General features: G+C 69.6%; 10 protein-coding genes and 4 pseudogenes. 8 read left to right on the top strand and 6 right to left on the bottom strand.

All coding sequences use genetic code 11. From position 1 onward, the window contains the following. Window positions 1–904 precede the first annotated feature (904 nt). The 3 pseudogenes from FGW37_RS34015 to FGW37_RS25945 all read right to left on the bottom strand — a co-directional run. A pseudogene (locus FGW37_RS34015) lies at window positions 905–1,697 on the bottom strand (alpha/beta fold hydrolase); the annotation flags it as partial. A 32-nt stretch (window positions 1,698–1,729) separates the two neighbouring features. Next, window positions 1,730–2,846: pseudogene (locus FGW37_RS34220) on the bottom strand (IS110 family RNA-guided transposase). Between the two features lie 417 nt (window positions 2,847–3,263). Next, window positions 3,264–3,483: pseudogene (locus tag FGW37_RS25945) on the bottom strand (short-chain fatty acyl-CoA regulator family protein); the annotation flags it as partial. A 572-nt stretch (window positions 3,484–4,055) separates the two neighbouring features. Here FGW37_RS25945 and FGW37_RS25940 point away from each other — a divergent pair. From FGW37_RS25940 to FGW37_RS25920, 5 genes are all read left to right on the top strand, one after another. Continuing rightward, window positions 4,056–4,793 (top strand): helix-turn-helix domain-containing protein, encoded by a 738-nt coding sequence (locus FGW37_RS25940; protein WP_179083251.1) that lies wholly within the window; start codon window positions 4,056–4,058, stop codon window positions 4,791–4,793. Window positions 4,794–4,862: 69 nt separating this feature from the next. Then, window positions 4,863–6,323 (top strand): CoA transferase, encoded by a 1,461-nt coding sequence (locus FGW37_RS25935; RefSeq protein WP_179083250.1) that lies wholly within the window; start codon window positions 4,863–4,865, stop codon window positions 6,321–6,323. 90 nt (window positions 6,324–6,413) lie between these two features. Beyond that, complete coding sequence (locus FGW37_RS25930) at window positions 6,414–7,607, top strand: CaiB/BaiF CoA transferase family protein (RefSeq protein ID WP_179083249.1); 1,194 nt, start codon at window positions 6,414–6,416, stop codon at window positions 7,605–7,607. A gap of 54 nt (window positions 7,608–7,661) precedes the next feature. After that, window positions 7,662–8,831, top strand: a complete 1,170-nt coding sequence (locus FGW37_RS25925; protein WP_179083248.1) for an acyl-CoA dehydrogenase family protein — start codon at window positions 7,662–7,664, stop codon at window positions 8,829–8,831. Continuing rightward, entirely contained in the window at window positions 8,831–9,898 is a 1,068-nt protein-coding gene (locus FGW37_RS25920; protein WP_179083247.1) for an acyl-CoA dehydrogenase family protein, read from the top strand. The genes FGW37_RS25925 and FGW37_RS25920 overlap by 1 nt, the downstream gene beginning before the upstream one ends. A 145-nt stretch (window positions 9,899–10,043) precedes the next feature. Here the strand turns inward: FGW37_RS25920 and FGW37_RS34215 are convergent. Beyond that, window positions 10,044–11,148, bottom strand: a pseudogene (locus FGW37_RS34215) (IS110 family RNA-guided transposase). Window positions 11,149–12,486: 1,338 nt separating this feature from the next. Here FGW37_RS34215 and FGW37_RS25910 point away from each other — a divergent pair. Further along, window positions 12,487–14,172, top strand: a complete 1,686-nt coding sequence (locus tag FGW37_RS25910) for a thiol-activated cytolysin family protein (RefSeq protein WP_179083246.1) — start codon at window positions 12,487–12,489, stop codon at window positions 14,170–14,172. A 378-nt stretch (window positions 14,173–14,550) separates the two neighbouring features. Beyond that, window positions 14,551–16,317: an NAD(P)/FAD-dependent oxidoreductase gene (locus FGW37_RS25905; protein WP_179083245.1), complete on the top strand. Its 1,767-nt coding sequence runs from the start codon at window positions 14,551–14,553 to the stop codon at window positions 16,315–16,317. Between the two features lie 241 nt (window positions 16,318–16,558). On the opposite strand, the gene FGW37_RS34010 is transcribed toward FGW37_RS25905, so the two are convergent. Continuing rightward, entirely contained in the window at window positions 16,559–16,951 is a 393-nt protein-coding gene (locus FGW37_RS34010) for a tail fiber domain-containing protein (RefSeq protein ID WP_343067192.1), read from the bottom strand. After that, complete coding sequence (locus tag FGW37_RS25900; protein ID WP_179083244.1) at window positions 16,945–17,157, bottom strand: hypothetical protein; 213 nt, start codon at window positions 17,155–17,157, stop codon at window positions 16,945–16,947. Before FGW37_RS25900 ends, FGW37_RS34010 begins: the two co-directional genes overlap by 7 nt. Window positions 17,158–17,569: 412 nt before the next feature. Here FGW37_RS25900 and FGW37_RS25895 point away from each other — a divergent pair, with 412 nt between their 5' ends. Further along, complete coding sequence (locus FGW37_RS25895; protein WP_179083243.1) at window positions 17,570–18,406, top strand: 2OG-Fe dioxygenase family protein; 837 nt, start codon at window positions 17,570–17,572, stop codon at window positions 18,404–18,406. Window positions 18,407–18,411: the final 5 nt, after the last annotated feature.

Below are 18,411 nucleotides of genomic sequence, written 5' to 3'. Positions count from 1 at the left end.
CCCACGCCGGAACCGGAAGCGCCGTTGCCTACGGGCTCATGTGCACCGGCCCCGTGCCCCGAGGCACCGAAACCGGAAGCCGCCGGGGACCCCACGCCGGGACCGTTGGCACCGGAGCCTGCAGAACCGTGCGCACCGGCCCCCTGCCCCGCCGACCCGGCACCCGTACCCGTACCCGTACCCGTACCGGTACCGGTACCCGTAGATCCCGGGGAACCTGCACCGGATCCGGAAGCACCCGGGCCCGCGGCGTCCTGGGCCCCGGGCCCCCGTCCCATCGAGCCGAAACCGGTACCCGAGGCCCCCGGGCCACCCGGCCCGGAAGCGCCGGGACCCGCAGGGGCGGGCGTGCCGGGAGCGGGTTCGGCAGGGCCTGCCCCCGCTGCACCGAAGCCCGCGCCTGCGCCGGGCGGCATCGTGCCCGGAGCACCCACGCCGGTGCCGGCAGAACCCGGAGCGCCCGCCCCCGGCTGCACCACCGGCCCCCTGCCCGCCCCCGGGCCGCCGAAGGCGCCGCCCGTACCGGATCCCGGCGCGCCGAAGGCCGGGTTCGTGCCGTCCTGGCCCGCGCCCGGCGGCATGGCCGAAGCCGTACCGGCCCCCGACCCGCCGCCCTGCGCACCCGTACCGAAAGCCCCACCCGTACCGGACCCCGGAGCACCGAACACCGGGTTCGTGCCGTCCTGGCCCGTACCCGACGGCATCACCGAAGCCGTACCGGCCCCCGACCCACCCCCCTGCCCACCCGTACCGAAAGCCCCACCCGTACCGGACCCCGGAGCACCGAATCCCGCGCCGGGTGCGCCGACGGCCGAACCTCCCGGCCCGGCCGCACTCGCGGCCGAACCCGCCGAACCCGCCGGACCCTGCGTCGGAGACGCCCCCGTCACCGCCGACAGCCCCTGTTGCGTCGACATCTGCCAGGCCGTCGTGAAGTGGCGGACCAGCAGGTCCGTCACCGCCGACGGCTGTTCCACCGGGGTCAGGTGCGACGCGCCCGGGACCACGGCCAGCTTCGCGTCGTGGATGCCCGCGACCAGGACCCGCGCGTCCGCGGGCGGCGTCGTGGTGTCCTCGGCGCCGACGATGACCAGCGTCGGCACGCTGATGCGGGTCAGTTCGGCCCGTACGTCGAAGGCGGCCAGCGCGTCGCACGCGGCGATGTAGGAGTAGGTGTCGGTGGTGCCGACCATCTGCACGGCCCAGTCGACGATGGCGGGCTGGGCGCCGGAGAAGTTCGCGGTGAACCAGCGCTCGGGCGCGGAGCGGGCGACGGGGTCGAGGCCGTCCCTGCGGACCGCGGCGCCGCGCTGCCGCCAGGAGTCGGCCGTGCCGTAGCGGGCGGAGGCGGCGACGAGGGCGAGGGAGGCGAGCCGGTGGGGGTGGCGCAAGGCCAGGTCGATGCCGACGGCGGCGCTGAGGGAGCAGCCGGCGTAGCCGAAGCGGTCGACGCCGAGCGACTCGAGCGTGGCGACGAGCCGGTCGCCGAGGTCGTCGACGGAGGCGGCGGGCGCGGCGGGGGCGCCGCCGTGGCCGGGCAGGTCGAAGCGGACCACCCGCCAGTGCCGGGTCAGCTCGGGTATCTGGCGGTCCCACATGTGCCATGTGGTACCCAGTGCCGGCCCCAGGACCAGGACTGGGGCGTCTTCGGGCCCGTCAGAGCGGTATTGGAGGGTGTTCGCCGGTGTCTCACTCACCCGCCAGACCCTCTCATCTGTCACGACAGCCCCTATGAGCGGGGTCCTGGCTGTAGCTGTCTGACCAGGTGGAAGACCTCCCGGGCCGCATAACGCTTGAGGCACCGGACGATTTCACGCCGGGTCTTGCCCTCCTTGATCCGGCGCTCGTAGTAGTCCTGAGTGCGCGGGTCGACCCGCAGGCGGGTGAACACGATGCGGTGGAGCGCGGCGTTGGCCTGCCGATCACCGCCACGGTTGAGGCGACGGAACTGCCGGCGTCCCGAGGAACGCTCGACGGGACTGACCCCGCACAGCGCGGCGAACGACGCCTCGCTGTCCAGCCGTTCCGGGTTGTCCCCCACCGTGATCAGCAACGTGACCGCCGTGTCCAGGCCGATCCCCACCACGTCGAGCAGCTGCGGGGCATGCCATTCCACGAGCCGGGCAAGACGAGTCTCCACGTCCCGGATCTGCTCGGAGAGCTGGCCAACACTGCGAGCCAGCCAACCCAACGTGATCCGAGTGGCCTGCAGCACCGACTCCTCCCCGGTGTCCTCGCAACTACTCGCGTCCGCGAACCGCCCACAAATACGGAGGAGTTCGGCATTGCCCAGTCCGGCCATTTCTTCCCGTAAAGCGGGATCAGCAGTAATGAGCACGGACTTGAGCTGATTGGTGGCCTGGGTGCGAGCTTTGACGGCCGATGCCTTCGTGAGTTTGTACATTCTCGCGATCTGCACCGGCCCGTCGCCCGTTTTGGCCCGGGGCTCGGGCCCGCCCGCTCAACACGGCTCGCGCCGCATTCTGAGCATCGAGCGGATCCGATTTACCGCGCCGCCGACGATCCGCCCGGTCCATCCAATTCACGTCAAACACGTCCACGCCCTGAGCCAGCAGATAGCGCGACAAGGACGCCCCCAAAGAGCCGGTCCCCTCCACCCCGGCCCGCCGCACAGCTCCGGACTTCCTGGCCCACTTCAGCAGAGCTCGGTATCCCGCCGCGGTAGCCGGGAACTCGTCGGTGGCAAGGACTGCCCCCGTCACGGAAAGCACCGAGGCTACGTGGGCATCCCGGTGTGTATCCACTCCCAGAACCACCTCCTCCGCCGGGCGACGACGGCGGGTCTTGGGAGCAGGCGACGTACTGGGCACGGTCGAACTGGACATGCCCGTTCCTCTCCTTCCGGTCCGACGACATGTCGCGTCGCCGGTACCGGGCCGCGTCAGACGGTCAGAATCGTGAGGACGCCACAACAATCGGCAGGCCCCTATCGGGACACACCCCGCCAGCCCGGCACCGACAACGCACCATCCCCGGCCAACAGCCGACACTGTGACACCAGGACACCTCGGTCAGAGAAATCATGAGTCAGACCCCGGACCCGGGACAGCACCCACCCATCCTCCCGCCAGTCAGAGCATCCCCACCCAGAAACACTGAGCATGCTCAGTCCCAGCCCTTGGCACATCCTGGATCCGACTCCGACCGATCGTTATACGCCACAGAAGCCGACATCTTTACTCAGGTCACTTCACGACCAGGGTGGCTTCTCCACAACTGTCTGCACCACGGGGCAGCGCACCAACGCCGTCGGAGTAGAAGAGCCGGTGGGCGTGGTGGACCTCGCAGCGAGCAAAGGCCGATGACGAAGGTCTTGCCGGGCTCGCCCCAGCTGGCGCGGTGGCAGGTGACAGCCCTGGCGGTACACGAGTAGAACTGTCCATCCGGCGTTTCGACGATCTGCACGTGGATGCGTCCAGGGGCGGCGAACGCCTCATAGACGTTCCACAGCGGGCAGGTGCCGACATCCCCGGCCTTGCCATCTTTCAGGCGCCATCACGGTTCAGACCGCCCGACCGGGCAGGTGCCAGCCACCCAGCACATCACCACGCGGGAGGCGGACCACCATGATGACCAGACAGCGCAGTACCTCTTCCACCAGCGAAGGCCCGCCCGCTCGGGGCGAGGCCGTCCTGGGCGTGGATACGCACGGCGAGGTTCATATCGCCGCAGTGGTCTGCCCACTGGGCCAGACCACTGGGCACCAAGCCCTTTCCGGCCACGGCGGCCGGCTACCGTCAGCTGCTCGCCCGGGCCCGCACGTTAGGCACGGTGCGCCGGGCAGGACCCGCGCACCCAGGCGTACTAGGAACGCCGCACCCAGGAGGGCAAGACGCGGCGTGAGATCATCCGATGCCTCAAGCGGTATGCCGCCCGCGAGGTCTTCAACCTGGTCAGGACGGTGTCTACCGCCCCCCGTATAGGGGCGTCGGGGGCCGGGGCCGACTTGCCCGTCGGGGTGGCGCAGGAAAGGATCGACGGGTCGTGCCGGCGCGAGCGGTCGGCGATGCGCAGGAAAGACAGGGTGGGGCGGGATGGGCGAGCACAGCCGACGGCAGCGTCACCGTACCGTGGACCGGGTCGCGTGGATCCTGGAGGCCGCCGCGCGGGCGCCGGGCGGGGCGACCGTGGCCGAGCTGGCGCGGGCGGTCGGGGCGCCGGCGAGTTCGGTGCAGGATCTGGTCAACGGCCTTGTCGCGACAGGGTTTCTGCTGGAGCAGCACCGGCGCTTCCGGCTCGAGCCCGCCCCTCACGTCCTCAACCTCATCGCCGGCCGGGTCGTCCCGCGGATCAGTCAGGCCGAGCTCGACGAACTGAGCCGCGTCGCGGGTACCCCGGTGCTGCTCACGATACGGGTGGGGCTCGACGCCGTACACCTCGCACGCGGCGGCGAGGACGAGATTCCCCGCCTCGTGCCGCTTGCCGACGGACACGTCGCCCGGCCGCTGCTGCGCACCGCCGCGGGCCGTCTGTTGCTGGCCTTCACCGACGAGGCGGAGCGCCGTGATCTGCTCGACGAGCTCGCCCGTCACGATCCCGAGGCGGTCGCGGAGTTCCGTTCCGCGCTTCCGGCGATCCGCGCGTCGCGGATCAGCCGCAGCGAGGGTCTGGCCGATCCCGAGGTCAGCGCACTCGCGATCCCCGTCACCGAGGGCCCCGTCGTCACGGGAGCCCTCGTTCTGATGCACCGGCGTCACGGCCGCTCGGAGCGGCTGTTCCTGGACCGGGCGGCGGCCCGGCTCCTCGCGCACCTCCAGGAGACGCAGACCTGACGTCCGCACCGATTCACGGATATCCGTGAATCCGGGCGCTCGCACAGTGCCGGGAACGAGCATCCCGGCATGACCTCCAACGCGCTGACCACGACCGAACCGACGCGGCTGACAACCACCGGAGAGATCGTCTCCCGGCTGTTGCACACCCTCGGCGACCCCGACCCGGCCCGGGGAGCCGAGGACGTCACCGTCGTCGGGACCGACCCCCTGGTGCCCTCGGTGCACCGCCTCGCCGACGCCATGTCCGCCGCCATCGGTGTCTTCGCACGGCAGACGGCGACCCTCGGTGAACAGCGAGGTCACCGGCACCAGAAGGTGGAAGTGCGAGCCGGAGCCGCGATCGACCAGCTCATGGCGACGTATCACACGACGCTCTCGGGACGCCCGATCGGTGTCCTGCTCGACGATCCGACGCTGCTCGGCAACAACGACTTCTACCGGACGCGCGACGGCCGGTGGATCTTCATCATCACCACCTATCCGCATCTGCGGGACGCGGTCCACTCCGTGCTGAGGTGCGGGCCCGACAAGGTGGGGATCGCGCAGGCGACGGCCGGCTGGGACGCCTTCACGCTGGAGGAGGCCATCTGCGCGCGGGGCGGCGTCGCCTGCGTGGTGCGCAGCCGGGACGAGTGGCTCGCGCACCCCGCGGGGCGGTACGTGGCGCAGCGCCCGGTCGTCGAGATCGAACGCATCGGTGACGGACCGGTCCGGCCTCTGGAGCCGATCGCCGAGGCCGATGAGGCGCTCGCGGGCGTACGGGTGCTGGATCTCACCCATGTCATCGCGGGCCCCGTATCGACGCGGCTCCTCGCCCAGTTCGGCGCCGACGTGCTGCACCTGACGCGTCCCGATCGCCCCGACCCGATCCCGATGATCGCGATGACCGGCGGCGGCAAGCGCAATGCCTACTGCGATCTGCGCGACGACAACGACCGTGCGGCCTTCCACGACGCGCTCCGGGACGCGGACGTCTTCGTGCACGCCTACCGGGGACTTGACCGGCACGGGGCGTCGACCGAGGAACTCGTCCGGCGCCGCCCCGGACTCGTCACCCTCGAGTACCACGCCTGGGGCGCCGACGGCCCTTGGGGCGAACGCGGCGGCTTCGACCAACTCGCCTGCTCGGCAACCGGATTCGCCGTCGACGAGTGGACGGACCGACCGTCGCTGCCGCCGACGTACCTGCTCAACGACTACCTCGCCGCCTACCTCGGGGCCGCCGCCGTCACAACGGTCCTGCACCGGCGTGCGACGGAGGGCGGCTCATGGCGGATCCGCGTGACCCTGGCCGGGGTGTGCCACTGGGTACAGGAACTCGGGCTGCTGGCACGGGAGAACGTCCTCGGCCTGCCCCGGCCCGGGCACGCGCCGTTCGCCGCGCTGTCGACCACCGGGACCGACTTCGGCCCGCTCACCGAACCGGCGACACCGTTCACGTACAGCGGGCGCACGGTCCCCCAGCCCGGCCGTCGTTCCCCGCTCGGGTCCGCCGAACTCCAGTGGCGTCAGGCCATGGGGCAGTGAGCTACCCCGGCACAGCACCACGCGCCCGCCGCCGCCCGTACCGCACCACCGTTCGCTCACCCCACCCGATACCCCAGGAGGCACCGGAAGATGTCCGAGAAGCCGAGCGGCCCGTCCGCCCGCGGACTCCTCGCCGGAGTGCGCGTCATAGAACTGGCCAGCGTGATCATGGCCCCGTACGCCGCCCAGCAACTCGGCGACCTGGGCGCGGACGTGATCAAGGTCGAGCCGCCCACCGGTGACATGACGCGCCACTACCCGCCGCGGCGCAACCCCGGCATGGGCGGCACGGCCCTCAACCTGAACCGCAACAAGCGCAGCGCCGTCATCGACCTCAAGGCCCCGCACGGCCGCGACGCCCTGCTCGCCCTGCTCCGCACCGCCGACGTCTTCATCACCAACCTGCGCCCGCAGGCCCTGGAGAAGCTCCGCCTGGGCTACCACGACGTGGCGGCCGTCAATCCCGGCCTGATCTACGCGAACGCCCAAGGCTTCCGCAGCGACAGCCGCTACGGCACACACGCCGCCTACGACGACATCATCCAGGCGGCCAGCGGCCTGGTCTGGCTCAACCACAAGGTCTCCGGTCAGCCCCACTACGTCCCCACGGTGCTGGCCGACAAGATCTGCGGCATGCAGATCGCCATGTCGGTACTGGCCGCGCTCCACTACCGGGAGCACGGCGGCACCGGCCAGCACATCGAGGTCCCGATGGCCGACACCATGCTCGCCTTCAACCTGGTCGAGCACCTGGGCGCGGCCACCCTGGAGCCCGACGGGGAGTTCGGCTCGGCGCGCTCGCTCAGCCCGGAGCGCCGGGCCCAGCGCACCGCGGACGGCTGGATGTGCATCCTGCCGCACAGCGACCGCAACTGGCGGGACTTCACCGCCTTCGTCGGCCGCCCCGACCTGGCCGACGACCCGCGGTTCACCACCGGACCCGACCGGGCCCGCAACGCCGACCAGTTCTATCCGTTGCTCACAGAGTTGACCCTTCGTCATACAACTGCGGAATGGCAGGAGTTCTGCGACCAGTCGGGCATCGCCGCCGCCCCGGTGCTCGCCCTGGAGTCCGCCGCCACCACTGCCTACGCCCAAGAAGGCGGCCTGCTCCACGAGGCCGAGCACCCCACCGAGGGTCCCTACCGGGTCATCGGCCGCCCGGTCCGTTACTCGGCCGACCCGGAGCCGGAGCTGAGGCCCTGCCCGACCATCGGCCAGCACACCGACGAAGTCCTCCGCGAAGCCGGCTTCGACCCTTCCCTGCTGCACCCCGTGAACTGACGGGATTCCGTACCGAAACCATCGCCGGCCACCCGTCCCGGGAGTGAACGAACCATGCCCCCTTCGACGCTTTCACCGATCGCAATACCCGACGCCGCCCTGCCCGAATCGGCCCGCCGACTGCGCACCGAGGTCCGCGCCTTCCTCGACGAGGAGCGCGCCCGCGGCACCGTGCTCGGCCGCCCCGACTCCTGGCTGGCCGGCTGGGACCCCGGCTTCAGCCGCCGCCTCGCCGAGCGCGGCTGGGTCGGCATGGCCCTGCCCACCGAGTACGGCGGCGCGGGCCGCGGCTTCCTGGAACGCTATGTGGTGATCGAGGAACTGCTCGCCGCCGGCGCTCCGGTCAGCGCGCACTGGGTCTCCGACCGGCAGGCCGGCCCGTCCGTCCTCCAGCACGGCACCGAGGAGCAGCGCCGCTTCTTCCTGCCCCGGATCGCCGCCGGGCAATGCTTCTTCTCCATCGGCATGAGCGAGAAGGGCAGCGGATCCGACCTCGCCTCAGTCGCCACCCGCGCCGAACGCACCACCGGCGGCTGGCGGCTGACCGGCACCAAGATGTGGACCGGCGGCGCCCATGTCAACGACTACGCCATCGTGCTGGCCCGCACCGACGAGGCCGAGGGCAAGCACACCGGGCTCAGCCAGTTCATCGTCGACCTGCGCGCCCCCGGTGTGCGGATCGAGCCGATCCGGCTGATGAGCGGCGAGCACCGCTTCAACGCCTTCCACTTGGACGGCGTGGATGTCCCGGACGGCATGCTGCTCGGACGGCGGGGCGACGGCTGGAAGCAGGTCACCGGGGAACTCGCCTTCGAACGCAGCGGCCCGGAACGCTATCTCTCCACCTTCCCCCTGCTCGTCTCCCTGCTTCGCGAACTCGAGCAGCGCTCCGTCACGGCCGGACAGCTCACCCAGGTCGGCCTCCTGACGGCCCGTCTGCACGGTGTTCGCCGGCTGTCTCTCGGCGTGGCCGCGGCCTTGGACGCCGGCGCCTCGCCCGACACCCAGGCCGCCCTGGTCAAGGACCTCGGCACCCGCCTGGAGGGCACGCTGGTCGACACCGTCCGCAGCATCCTGCCGACCCCGGCCGACCCGCACGCCACTCCCGGCAGCCACGCCGAACTGCTCGCCTTCGCCCTGCTGCACAGCCCTGGCTACACCCTGCGCGGCGGCACCAACGAAACCCTTCGCGGCATCATCACTCGTGGTCTGGAGCAGCACTGATGAACACCCACACGATCGACACGGACACCCCCGTCATCTCCGCCGACGACTACGACACCACCGCCTTCTTCACCGGCTCCGAAGCCATCGCCGTCGTGCCCAACACCACCGCCCCGGACGCGGTGACCCTCCCCTCCCCGGACACCTCCACCGCCGAACTCCTCGTCGCCGCCCAGGAGGCAGGGCGCCGGGCAGTCCCGGCCCCGTTCGCCGAGACCGCCCTGGTCGCCCGCCCGTTGCTGCGCCGCGCCGGCCTCCCCGTCCCGGACGGGCCGCTCAGCTACGCCATCGCCCCCGAGCTCACCATCCGCTACGCCCACCCCGCCGCTTCTCCCGTCGGCTCGGCCGGCTGCCTGGGCGACGACGACACCCTGCTGGTCACCGGGACCCTGCACCGTGTCCCCTGGGCCCGGGCCGTCGGCGCCGTGGTCGTCCTGGCCACCGCCCCTTCCGGCCCCGTCCTGTTCACCCTCGACCCGGACCGGGCCGCTCTCACCCCCGGCGCCAACCTCGCCGGAGAACCCCGCGACGACCTGCACCTCGCCGCCCTGGAGATCCCCGCCTCGCGGGTCCGCCGGATCCCCCGGGAACTGCTGGAGGAGGCCGAACACCGCGCGGCCCTGGGCCGGGCCGCCCTGATGGCCGGAGCCGCCGAACGCTGCGTCGAACTGACCGTCGCCCACACCACCGCCCGCGTGCAGTTCGGCCGACCGCTCAGCCACTTCCAGGCGGTCAAGCAAGAGGAGGCGCGGCTGGTAGAGGAGGCCGCCCTGGTCCGCGCCGCCGTCCAGGCCGCTGCCACCCCGCTGGATACCGGCGGCCCGGCCGCGCACTTCGCCGTCGCCGCAGCCAAGACCCAGGCGTCCGCCTCGGCCGCCGAGATCGCCCGCATCGCCCACCAACTCCACGGCGCCATCGGCATCACCCAGCTCAACCCACTCCACCTCGCCACGACCCGGCTGTGGTCCTGGCGCGACGAGGACGGCGACGAAACCGACTGGGCGCTCCGCCTGGCCCGCTTCGTCACCGCGACCACCCTCTGGCCCGCCCTCACCACCAATCCCTGACCCTCGCCCCCGCACCCTCCCCACCACCGCCGACCGGCTCAACCCGGTCGGCGGCCTCAGCTCCCCTGACTTGGAATGGTCCTTCACGCCTCCCCCAACGGCACGGGAGCCTCGTGCGTTGCGGGCATGTAGCCCGTCACAGCCCCTATGAGCGGGGTCCTGGCTGTAGCTGTCTGACCAGGTCGAAGACCTCCCGGGCCGCATAGCGCTTGAGGCACCGGACGATTTCGCGCCGGGTCTTACCCTCCTTGATCCGGCGCTCGTAATAGTCCTGGGTGCGCGGGTCGACCCGCAGGCGGGTGAACACGATGCGATGGAGCGCGGCATTGGCGTGCCGGTCGCCACCACGGTTGAGGCGGCGGAACTGCCGGCGTCCCGAGGAACGCTCGACGGGACTGACCCCACACAGCGCGGCGAACGACGCCTCACTGTCGAGCCGTTCCGGGTTGTCCCCCACAGTGATCAGCAACGTGACTGACGGCCGTGTCCGGACCGATCCCCACCACGTCGAGCAGCTGCGGGGCATGACATTCCACGATCCGGGCCAGACGAGCGTCCACATTCCGGATCTGCTCGGAGAGCTGGCCGATCCGCCGGGCCAGCAGGCCCAGCGTGATACGAGTCGCCTGCAGCACCGACTCCTTGTCGCCCTCCTCGTGACCGCTCATGTCGGCGAACCGCGCACAGGTACGGAAGAGTTCGGCATTGGCCAGTCCGGCGAGCTCTTCCCTCAAGGCGGGGTCAGCAGTAACGAGGACGGACTTGAGCTGGTTGATGGCCTGGGTACGGGCTTGGACCGCCGACGCCTTCGTGAGTCTGTACATTCTCGCGATCTGTACCGGCCCGTCGCCGGCTTTCGCCCGGGCGCTCGCCCGACCGCTCAATACGGCTCACGCCGCGTTCTGGGCATCGAGCGGATCTGATTTGCCGCGCTGACGGCGATCTGCCCGATCCATACAGTTCACGTCAAACGCGTCCACGCCCTGGGCCAGCAGATAGCGCGACAAAGACGCCCCGTAAGATCCGGTCCCCTCTACACCGGCCCGCCTGACGGCTCCCAACTTCCTGGCCCACTTCAGCAGATCACGGTATCCCGCCGCGGTGGCCGGGAACTCGCCGGTGTCCAGCACCGCCCCCATCACCGAGAGCACCGCACCCACATGGGCATCCCGGTGCGTGTCCACCCCCAACACCACCTCCCCCGCAGGGCGACGACGGCGGTTCTGCAGAGCAGGCGACGTACTGGACATGGTCGATCTGGACATGTCCCTTCCCCTCCCCATCCGATAGCGCGTCGCGCTACCGGTACCGGGCCACGTCGGACGGTCAGAATCGTGAGGACGCCACAACAATCGGCAGGCCCCTATCGGGACACGCTCCGCCGGCCCGGCACCGACAACGCACCATCCCCGGCCAACGGCCGACACTGTGTGATCGGGACAGCACCCAGCCATCCTCCCGCCAGTCAGAGCATCCCCATCCAGAAACACCGAGCATGCTCAGTCCCAGCCCTTGGCACATCCTGGATCTGACTCCGACCGATCGTTATACGGCACAGAAGCGGGCATCTTTACTCAGGTCGCTTCGCGACCAGGGTGGCGCGGCGCCGCCCACCGCGGGTACTCGAAACGTCCGCAGCCTGGATGCCGCGGATGCTCTGTGGGTCGATTGACGGCCGGCAGTGCTATGCCGACGGCTTCTGGGTCATCCACCTGCTCTCCTGCCCACGCCCCGGGGAGCGCGCGGTGGAGTTCACGGCCGCGTTCCGCGCCGGGCACGGCCATGGCCCGTCCGCCGCGGACCTGTGCGAGGCCCTGTGGCGAGGCCGGCCGGAGGCGCTGTCCCGGCGGGTGCGGCTGTTCATCGTCCATCGGCTGCTGGAGAACGGGTGGTTGGTCAACACCGTCAACACCCGTCAACACCTCCCCTGTGCCCTGGACTCGCCGGCCCGCTCCCGGGTCCTTCCTCGCCGCCGAGGCCCGTCCGCGCAGTGCAGTCTCCGTCGCACGGGCAGCTGCCCCGGCACGGACGTGAGGTCCCCCGCGCCCGGCACGGTGACTCAGGGCCCAAGGACCCATCCCGGGGCTCTTGCCTGCGAAAACACCGCTTCCAGAACCCATCGGCCCAGGTGCGAGGACCCTAGGATCCAGGGCAATTCAGGCGGGCTGCTGCTCTTCTGCCGCAGCGTGTCCGGGCGACGGCCCCGGCTCTGCTCTGCTGCTCCGTCGGGGCGACCGGCTGCTGCGCCGCCGTTGGTGCCACCGACCTGAGCTGACCGCAGGCGTGGTCGGCCTGCGGGCCTCGGGATGGCTCCTGCGTCACCGACGCCTCGGCTGCGGCTACGTGAGCCATCGCGTGCCGGTATCCGTGCCGGGGGATGGCGAGCATGCGCCCTCGTCCGACGGCGAGGGGGCGATTGCTCCTGCGAGCGCTCGGTCGGGTGAACTGCGGCGGTATGAGGAGTACGCAGGTTTCCTCGTGTGTATGCACTCGCCCGGGGCCGAGGCGCTGATGCCCTGGCGTGGGGGGCGAGTCCTGGTCCGAGGCAGTGGCGCGGTGGCGCGGCGTGATGGAGGGAAGGGAAGGTCATGGAGTTCTTTGCCGATGAGGGGCAGCAGGTGTGGGGGACCTTCACGCCCGAGGGGGTGGAGCTGGGGTTGCCGGCGGCCTGGGCGGAGGGCGGTGCGGGTGGTGTGTGGCAGGTGCGCTGGGATGACGCGCCGGTGGAGGCGGACCGTTTCGTACTGGTCCGTGTGTCTGATGCGCCGGAGGGGTTCGGTCCGGAGGAGTGTGCACGGGCGCAGAAGCCCGGAGGGCTTGCGGTGGAGGCAGGGGCGGAGGGTCCCGTGCGTGGCCGGTACGGGGTGCTGGCGTTGTCCGGGGAACGTGTGCTGGCCGCGTCGTGCCTGGGTGTGGGGGCTCCGGGTGCGAAGGCCGACCTGTGGAACCTTCTGGACAGCTGGTACAAGTGGGAGCAGATTTCTCCGCAGGATCCCGACCAGCATGAGCAGACCGGCGAACCGAAGAAGCTCAGCAGCCACGGGTTCACGGGTGTCTCGACTCCTATGAAGGTGACCAAGACTCCGGAGGAGATCGTCACCTTCAATCCCAACCACGGGATGCTGTGGCCCGGCGCCATCGTGCGCAGTGACCAGGCACGTGATCACGGGTGGCTGGTGCCGGTGGGCCTGGAGACGCGGTTCCGCGCTCCCCTGGCGGTGACCGTCGATCAGCTCAGTGCCGGCGGAAGCATCACCGTTCCCCACCCGGATCAGGCTTCGGTCCTCGACGCGATCAAGAATGAGGTGCGGGGGAAGGAAAGCAAGTCACGCGACATCGATTTTCGCCAGACCACTGCCTACTCCGCGACGGAACTGGCACTGGAGCTGGGAGTCTCGGCCCGGTACGGAGGGTTCTCCGCGAGCGTTCAGGCCGCCTATCAGCGCAAGGAGACACAGAACTGCGTGGCCATCTACCTGCGGGAGCGCGCGTTCACCGCCTCGGTTTCCTGGCAGAGCCCCAACGAGCTGATCAACGATTCCTTCACCGAGGAGGAGCTGGCGAAGCTTCTCACCCACCGGACGATGACCCCGCACACGCCTCCGCTGATCGTCTCGGACGTCATCTACGGACGTGTGCTGACGATCTCCATGAACAGCACGTCGACCGAGCAGGAGATCCAGGCAGCAGTCAAGGCAAGCTACCAGTGCTTTGCCGATTTCAGCGCCGAGGCGAAGGCACACTACAAGAGCGTTCTCAGTAATTCCAGTGTCAGCGTGGTCAGTCAGGGCGGAAACCCTTCCGTCGTCCACAAAGCCCTGACCGAGGGAACGATCGCCGACTATTTCAAAGAGGCACAGGAGCTGGAAAACTACTCCGTCATCGGCTATGTGCTCAAATCCCTCACCGGCACCCCCGCCAAGATGAGCGAAACGACGGACTACGACCAGGTGCGATGGGACAAGCCCTATCAGGCAAATCTGTGGCTCGGGCAGTCGTACCAGGACGGGAACGCGATCGATGCCGACGTCGATCTCGATAAAAAAACATTTAAGAACGTCACCGACTCGAACCGTGCTGAAGCGCAGCGCACCTTCTCAGCCGACGGAACCGGGGATCCGTTCTACGCCAGCTCGGAGCGGTGGCAGGACGGAATCGATATCTCTCCTGTGAAGCGGGAATGGTTCCTGAACGGCAAGACCAAGGAGCAGGGAACCCTGCAAATCGATGACCAGGGAAGTTTTACCGTCCACTTCTGGGCGGAGAAGCTGTGACCGCGTCCTTGCGGACTTCACTTGCGGAAGCCTGCAAGGGATAGTGCCGATGAGGAGCGGGACTGCGCGACGCGCACCGGCTGCCGAAGCCGCGTCACCGGGGTGCTGCTCACCTGCGACCAGGCGCGCCTGCGGACTGCCCGCGGCCGAGGGCAAGCAGGGCAATCCCCGGAGGCCGGCCTGTGCGCGGTACCACGGCTTCGGCCCCGCGCATCCCGTGCAGGGGGTACCCGTGCACGGGATGCGGGACGAGCGCCAGCACGCGGTTCCCGCCGTCCGCAGCCCCTAACGCCGAACGCCACGTGCCCGCCCAGCAGAGTGCCCGCGAGGAAGCGGAAAACCTGACCAGGTCCACTGTTTCAGCCACAAGGAGGAAAATTGCCGCAGACTCTTCGGCACGCCATCGTTCTGGCCGACGCCGACCCGATCCGCAGAGCACGGCTCCAGGAGGCGCTCGCCTTCTGGTACGGCGACCAGTTCCCCGTCGTCCCGGCCGCGCGCGCCGAGGACACCGCGCAGACCGTGGAAGCCCTGCGCCAGGAGGACGCACAGGTGGTGCTCGTCGCCGCAGTGGGCGACGAACAGGCCGCGGGCGGCGTGCTGGCGCGCTCCGTGGCGGCCGTCGGTGCGGTGGCAGAGCCGGGACGGCTCTGGCTGGAGCCAGGCGGGGCCGGTGAGCCCACAGCGGCCGCGGACGGCACACCGGCCCGGCTGCCGTTCGCTGCCGAGGGCCCGGTGGAGCTCGACCCGCGCGTCATGGACAACGCCATCCACTCCTGGTACGAGCAGGCGACGCCACAGCAGCGCGGTGACCTGACCCCCGTGACGGTAAAGGCTCCCTACCGCTCGCGCAGGGCATTCGACATCCGAGCCTTCCTCGCGGGCAGCGGGATCGACTTCGCCTGGACCGAACCGACGCCGGGCAACGAGAAGGTCTACGTGACCATCAGGGGGGAGAGGCTCGAGAACCCCCCACTCGCCCTGCTGGCCACCAAGTTGGGGCTGGTGGACGAACCCAGGGAGACCTGGTTCGACCTGATCGTCGTGGGCGGCGGCCCGGCAGGCCTGTCGGCGGGCATCTACGCCGGCACGGGAGGCCTGAAGACGCTCATCATCGAGGACAACGTACCGGGCGGACAGGTGGCGACCTCCTCGGAAGTCGCCAACTACCTCGGTTTCCCCGACGGCATCACGGGCTTCGACATCGCACGGCGGGCCCTGAAGCAGGCCAAGAAGTACAAGGTGTCCTGGCAGCCGGCGCACCATGCCGCCGAACTGGTCCCGGGCGACGAGAAGAACCCGCACCAGGTGAAGGTCAGCGGATCGGCGACGAAAACCTTCAAGGCCGGAGCCGTCGCCATCGCCAGCGGGCTGACTCCGAACCAGCTCGACACGGTACCGGGGCTCAACGATCTGATCGGACGGGGTGTCTACTACAGCGCCTTGTCCGTCGACGCGCCCAGAACGGCGGGAGACCACGTCGCCATCGTCGGGGGCGGCAACTCCTCCGGCCAGGCGGCCCTTCACTTCGCCAAGTATGCCAAGGACGTCACCCTCATCGTTCGGGGCAAGAAGCTCAGGGACAAGATGTCGGACTACCTCGTCGAGCGCATCGAGGCGGACAAGAGGATCCAGGTCTGGACACAGTCCAACGTCACGGGCTGCGAGGCCGACGGCAACAACGAACTCAAGAGCATCGAGGTCACACAGAACAAGAGCACCAAGCACCTGGAAGCCCGCTGGCTCTACATCCTGATCGGAGGCAAGCCGAACCTCGAGTGGCTCGGCACGGACGCCGGGAAGAAGATCGCCGTATCGGCCCTGACGGGGGCCGTCCTCACCGGCATCGATCTCCCCGGACACGCCGCAGAGCTGGTGAAGACGGCGAAGGCCGCCGAGGAGGAAGGCAGAAAGAGGAAGCTGACAGGCAAAGACCTGCAGAAATTCATCGAAAAGGCCGTCCTGGCAGCCAGGACCGCCTCCACGCAGTCCAGCATCCCCGGCGTCTTCGCGATCGGCGACACGCAATACCTCAGCCCGCCCGGCGTGGGCTCCGCCGTGGGGAAGGGCTCGGCGGTCATCGGCGACCTCTTCCCGTACATCGCCAAACACCCGAACCTCTTCCCGTCCTTCAAGAAGAGCTGAGCGGCTCTGGCGCCCCCGGCCCTCCGGGGGCGCCCCGCCTTGCTCGGGCCACCAGGCACGCACCCACCACTGTGGTTGAGGTTCCCCCGTTGTGCGGTAGGTGCTCATCAGCTGGTCAGGGTGGGTTGACGGGGCTTCAGGTCCGCTTGTCCGGCCGCCGCCTGACCGGCGTGGTGCTTCTCCTCGAACTCGACGGGGGCTGAGGTATCCGAGCCATGTCTGAAAGCGCATGAACCCCGGTTCACGACGACCGCGAATTTGTGCCCGTCCCGACGGCCCTGAGACGAGCCACCTCGCCCCGAAGCGCTCCGACTTCCTTCTGCGTCTCGACGAGCAGCCGGTGCAGCGCCTGGACACACACCAAAGCAACGCCGTTGGCATCCACGGGGCTGATCCTCCTGTCGCTGTCCCCCAGGCCGAAGGCAGCCCACCAGTCCTGCGCCATGGGACCCAAGTGGCGTACTCCCGGGGGGTCCGACCGGTAACGCCAGGTACTTACTGGCATCTCGACGACTTTGCGCAGCACGTCGAAGCCGTGGACGGCACCGTCCGCCGAGACGGCAGGGTCCGACAAGGAGGCCGGCCTGCGGCGCGCCGATACGGCGCGCCGCAGGCCGGCCGGCGTGACTACCATGTGACAGTCACGACGTCCGTCTTCACCGCACGGTCCGAGACGATGGCAGAACGGCCCTGCGGGCGGGGCGGGTCATCGTCGTCGCCACCGCCAGGAGACTTGCCCGGCTTCTGCTTCGTCTCCTTGTCCGCGGCCTTCGTAGCGGCTTCGTCCGCAGCCTGCGAAGCCTTCTCGGATTCCGTGCGCTTCTTGGACTTGTCCTCCATGCCGCTCCTCCTCCAGTTCGAGTCGCCCTCCGAGCGGATTCTTCGAGAGGGCAGCGCCACCACCATTAAATACATATCCCGACAAGTCCAACCGAAAGGTGCTATCGGGGTAACTCTGCCGCATCTCGCCCCTGCCCAAAATCAGAGGCATCTGCGAAGGCCCGCAAGGCGGCCTCTGCCGACGTCCATCCCCTGGACTGTGACGCCCGGCTCTTCGCGCAGCAGCTTGCGCCGGCTGCGAAGTGCCGCTGCCAGTCCGTCGGCCGCGCTGGGTTGCAGTCTTCACTCAGGTGGCGCAATCGACCATGACAACGCCATGGGATTGCCCTCTCCTGAAATGGAAGAGGCGGAAGTTTCTCGCCGGGGGCCGGAGCGGCACTGCGGACCCGCGGTAGGTGAAAGGTTGGGAGCGATGGACCGCATCGGCACTGTGGTGGATATGGCGGATGCCGTGGTGGAGCGTGGCGATCTGCAGGCGCGGGGGTTCGAGCGGTACCGCCCACTGGATGTGGCCCCCGGTTCCGCCGACGGGCCATGGCGCGCGGATCTGGAGCGGCTTGCCGGGGCTTTCGAGGATCTGCCGGCGGATCCGTACGCCCCGCAGGAGAACCGGTTCCGCCGGTTCGGGCACGCCGTGTGCCTGCCCTGGAACGGGGTGCTGTCCTGGATCCCGGATGTACCGGACCCGGATTACGGATGGGTCGCCGAGTTCCGTCAGACACGCCACCCGCACTACGACCGCGGGCGGCGCTTCCCCGGACTGCCGGAGGACGTGCGCGCGAACCCGCTGCTGCAGCACCTGATGCGTTGGGCTGCGGGCCGGACCCAATGGCGGGAGGAGTACCGGATCAACCCGCTGTACTACACCGTTCACCTGGTCAAGTTCGCCGCGCGTGCGGAGGGAGACGTGGCGGTGGCTTCTCCTAACTGCCTGCATCAGGACGGGGACAGCAGTTTCGTCTTCGCGCACCTGATCAGCCGCACCAACCTCGTGGGCGGTGAGACCTGTATCGCCCGCGCACAGTGCGCCGGCCGGCAGCCCGGCGACCTGTCACCCGGCGACCTCCATGCCTCCTTCACCCTCGACGAGCCGCTGGACTCTTACGCCGTTCACGATCCCGAGGTCAGCCATTACGTCGCCTCGATGCGACGCGGTCCGGCAAGCGGTCCTGGGGAACGCTGCATCGTCCTCATGGGGGTCATGCCGTACACACTCCAGCTGCCCTCCGCCGAGGCCCATACCGTGTAAGGGAG

It is taken from the genome of Streptomyces rectiverticillatus (genome assembly GCF_013394065.1).
Classification (GTDB): domain Bacteria; phylum Actinomycetota; class Actinomycetes; order Streptomycetales; family Streptomycetaceae; genus Streptomyces; species Streptomyces rectiverticillatus.
This window is presented reverse-complemented; position numbering and strand designations above follow the sequence as displayed.

What these genes read in the sequence shown, in the direction of transcription:
- FGW37_RS25940 (WP_179083251.1), top strand. Translation starts at nt 4,056, where the DNA reads ATGGGCGAGCACAGCCGACGGCAGCGTCACCGTACCGTGGACCGGGTC.
- FGW37_RS25935 (WP_179083250.1), top strand. Translation starts at nt 4,863, where the DNA reads ATGACCTCCAACGCGCTGACCACGACCGAACCGACGCGGCTGACAACC.
- FGW37_RS25930 (WP_179083249.1), top strand. Translation starts at nt 6,414, where the DNA reads ATGTCCGAGAAGCCGAGCGGCCCGTCCGCCCGCGGACTCCTCGCCGGA.
- FGW37_RS25925 (WP_179083248.1), top strand. Translation starts at nt 7,662, where the DNA reads ATGCCCCCTTCGACGCTTTCACCGATCGCAATACCCGACGCCGCCCTG.
- FGW37_RS25920 (WP_179083247.1), top strand. Translation starts at nt 8,831, where the DNA reads ATGAACACCCACACGATCGACACGGACACCCCCGTCATCTCCGCCGAC.
- FGW37_RS25910 (WP_179083246.1), top strand. Translation starts at nt 12,487, where the DNA reads ATGGAGTTCTTTGCCGATGAGGGGCAGCAGGTGTGGGGGACCTTCACG.
- FGW37_RS34010 (WP_343067192.1), bottom strand. Translation starts at nt 16,951, where the DNA reads ATGGTAGTCACGCCGGCCGGCCTGCGGCGCGCCGTATCGGCGCGCCGC.
- FGW37_RS25900 (WP_179083244.1), bottom strand. Translation starts at nt 17,157, where the DNA reads ATGGAGGACAAGTCCAAGAAGCGCACGGAATCCGAGAAGGCTTCGCAG.
- FGW37_RS25895 (WP_179083243.1), top strand. Translation starts at nt 17,570, where the DNA reads ATGGACCGCATCGGCACTGTGGTGGATATGGCGGATGCCGTGGTGGAG.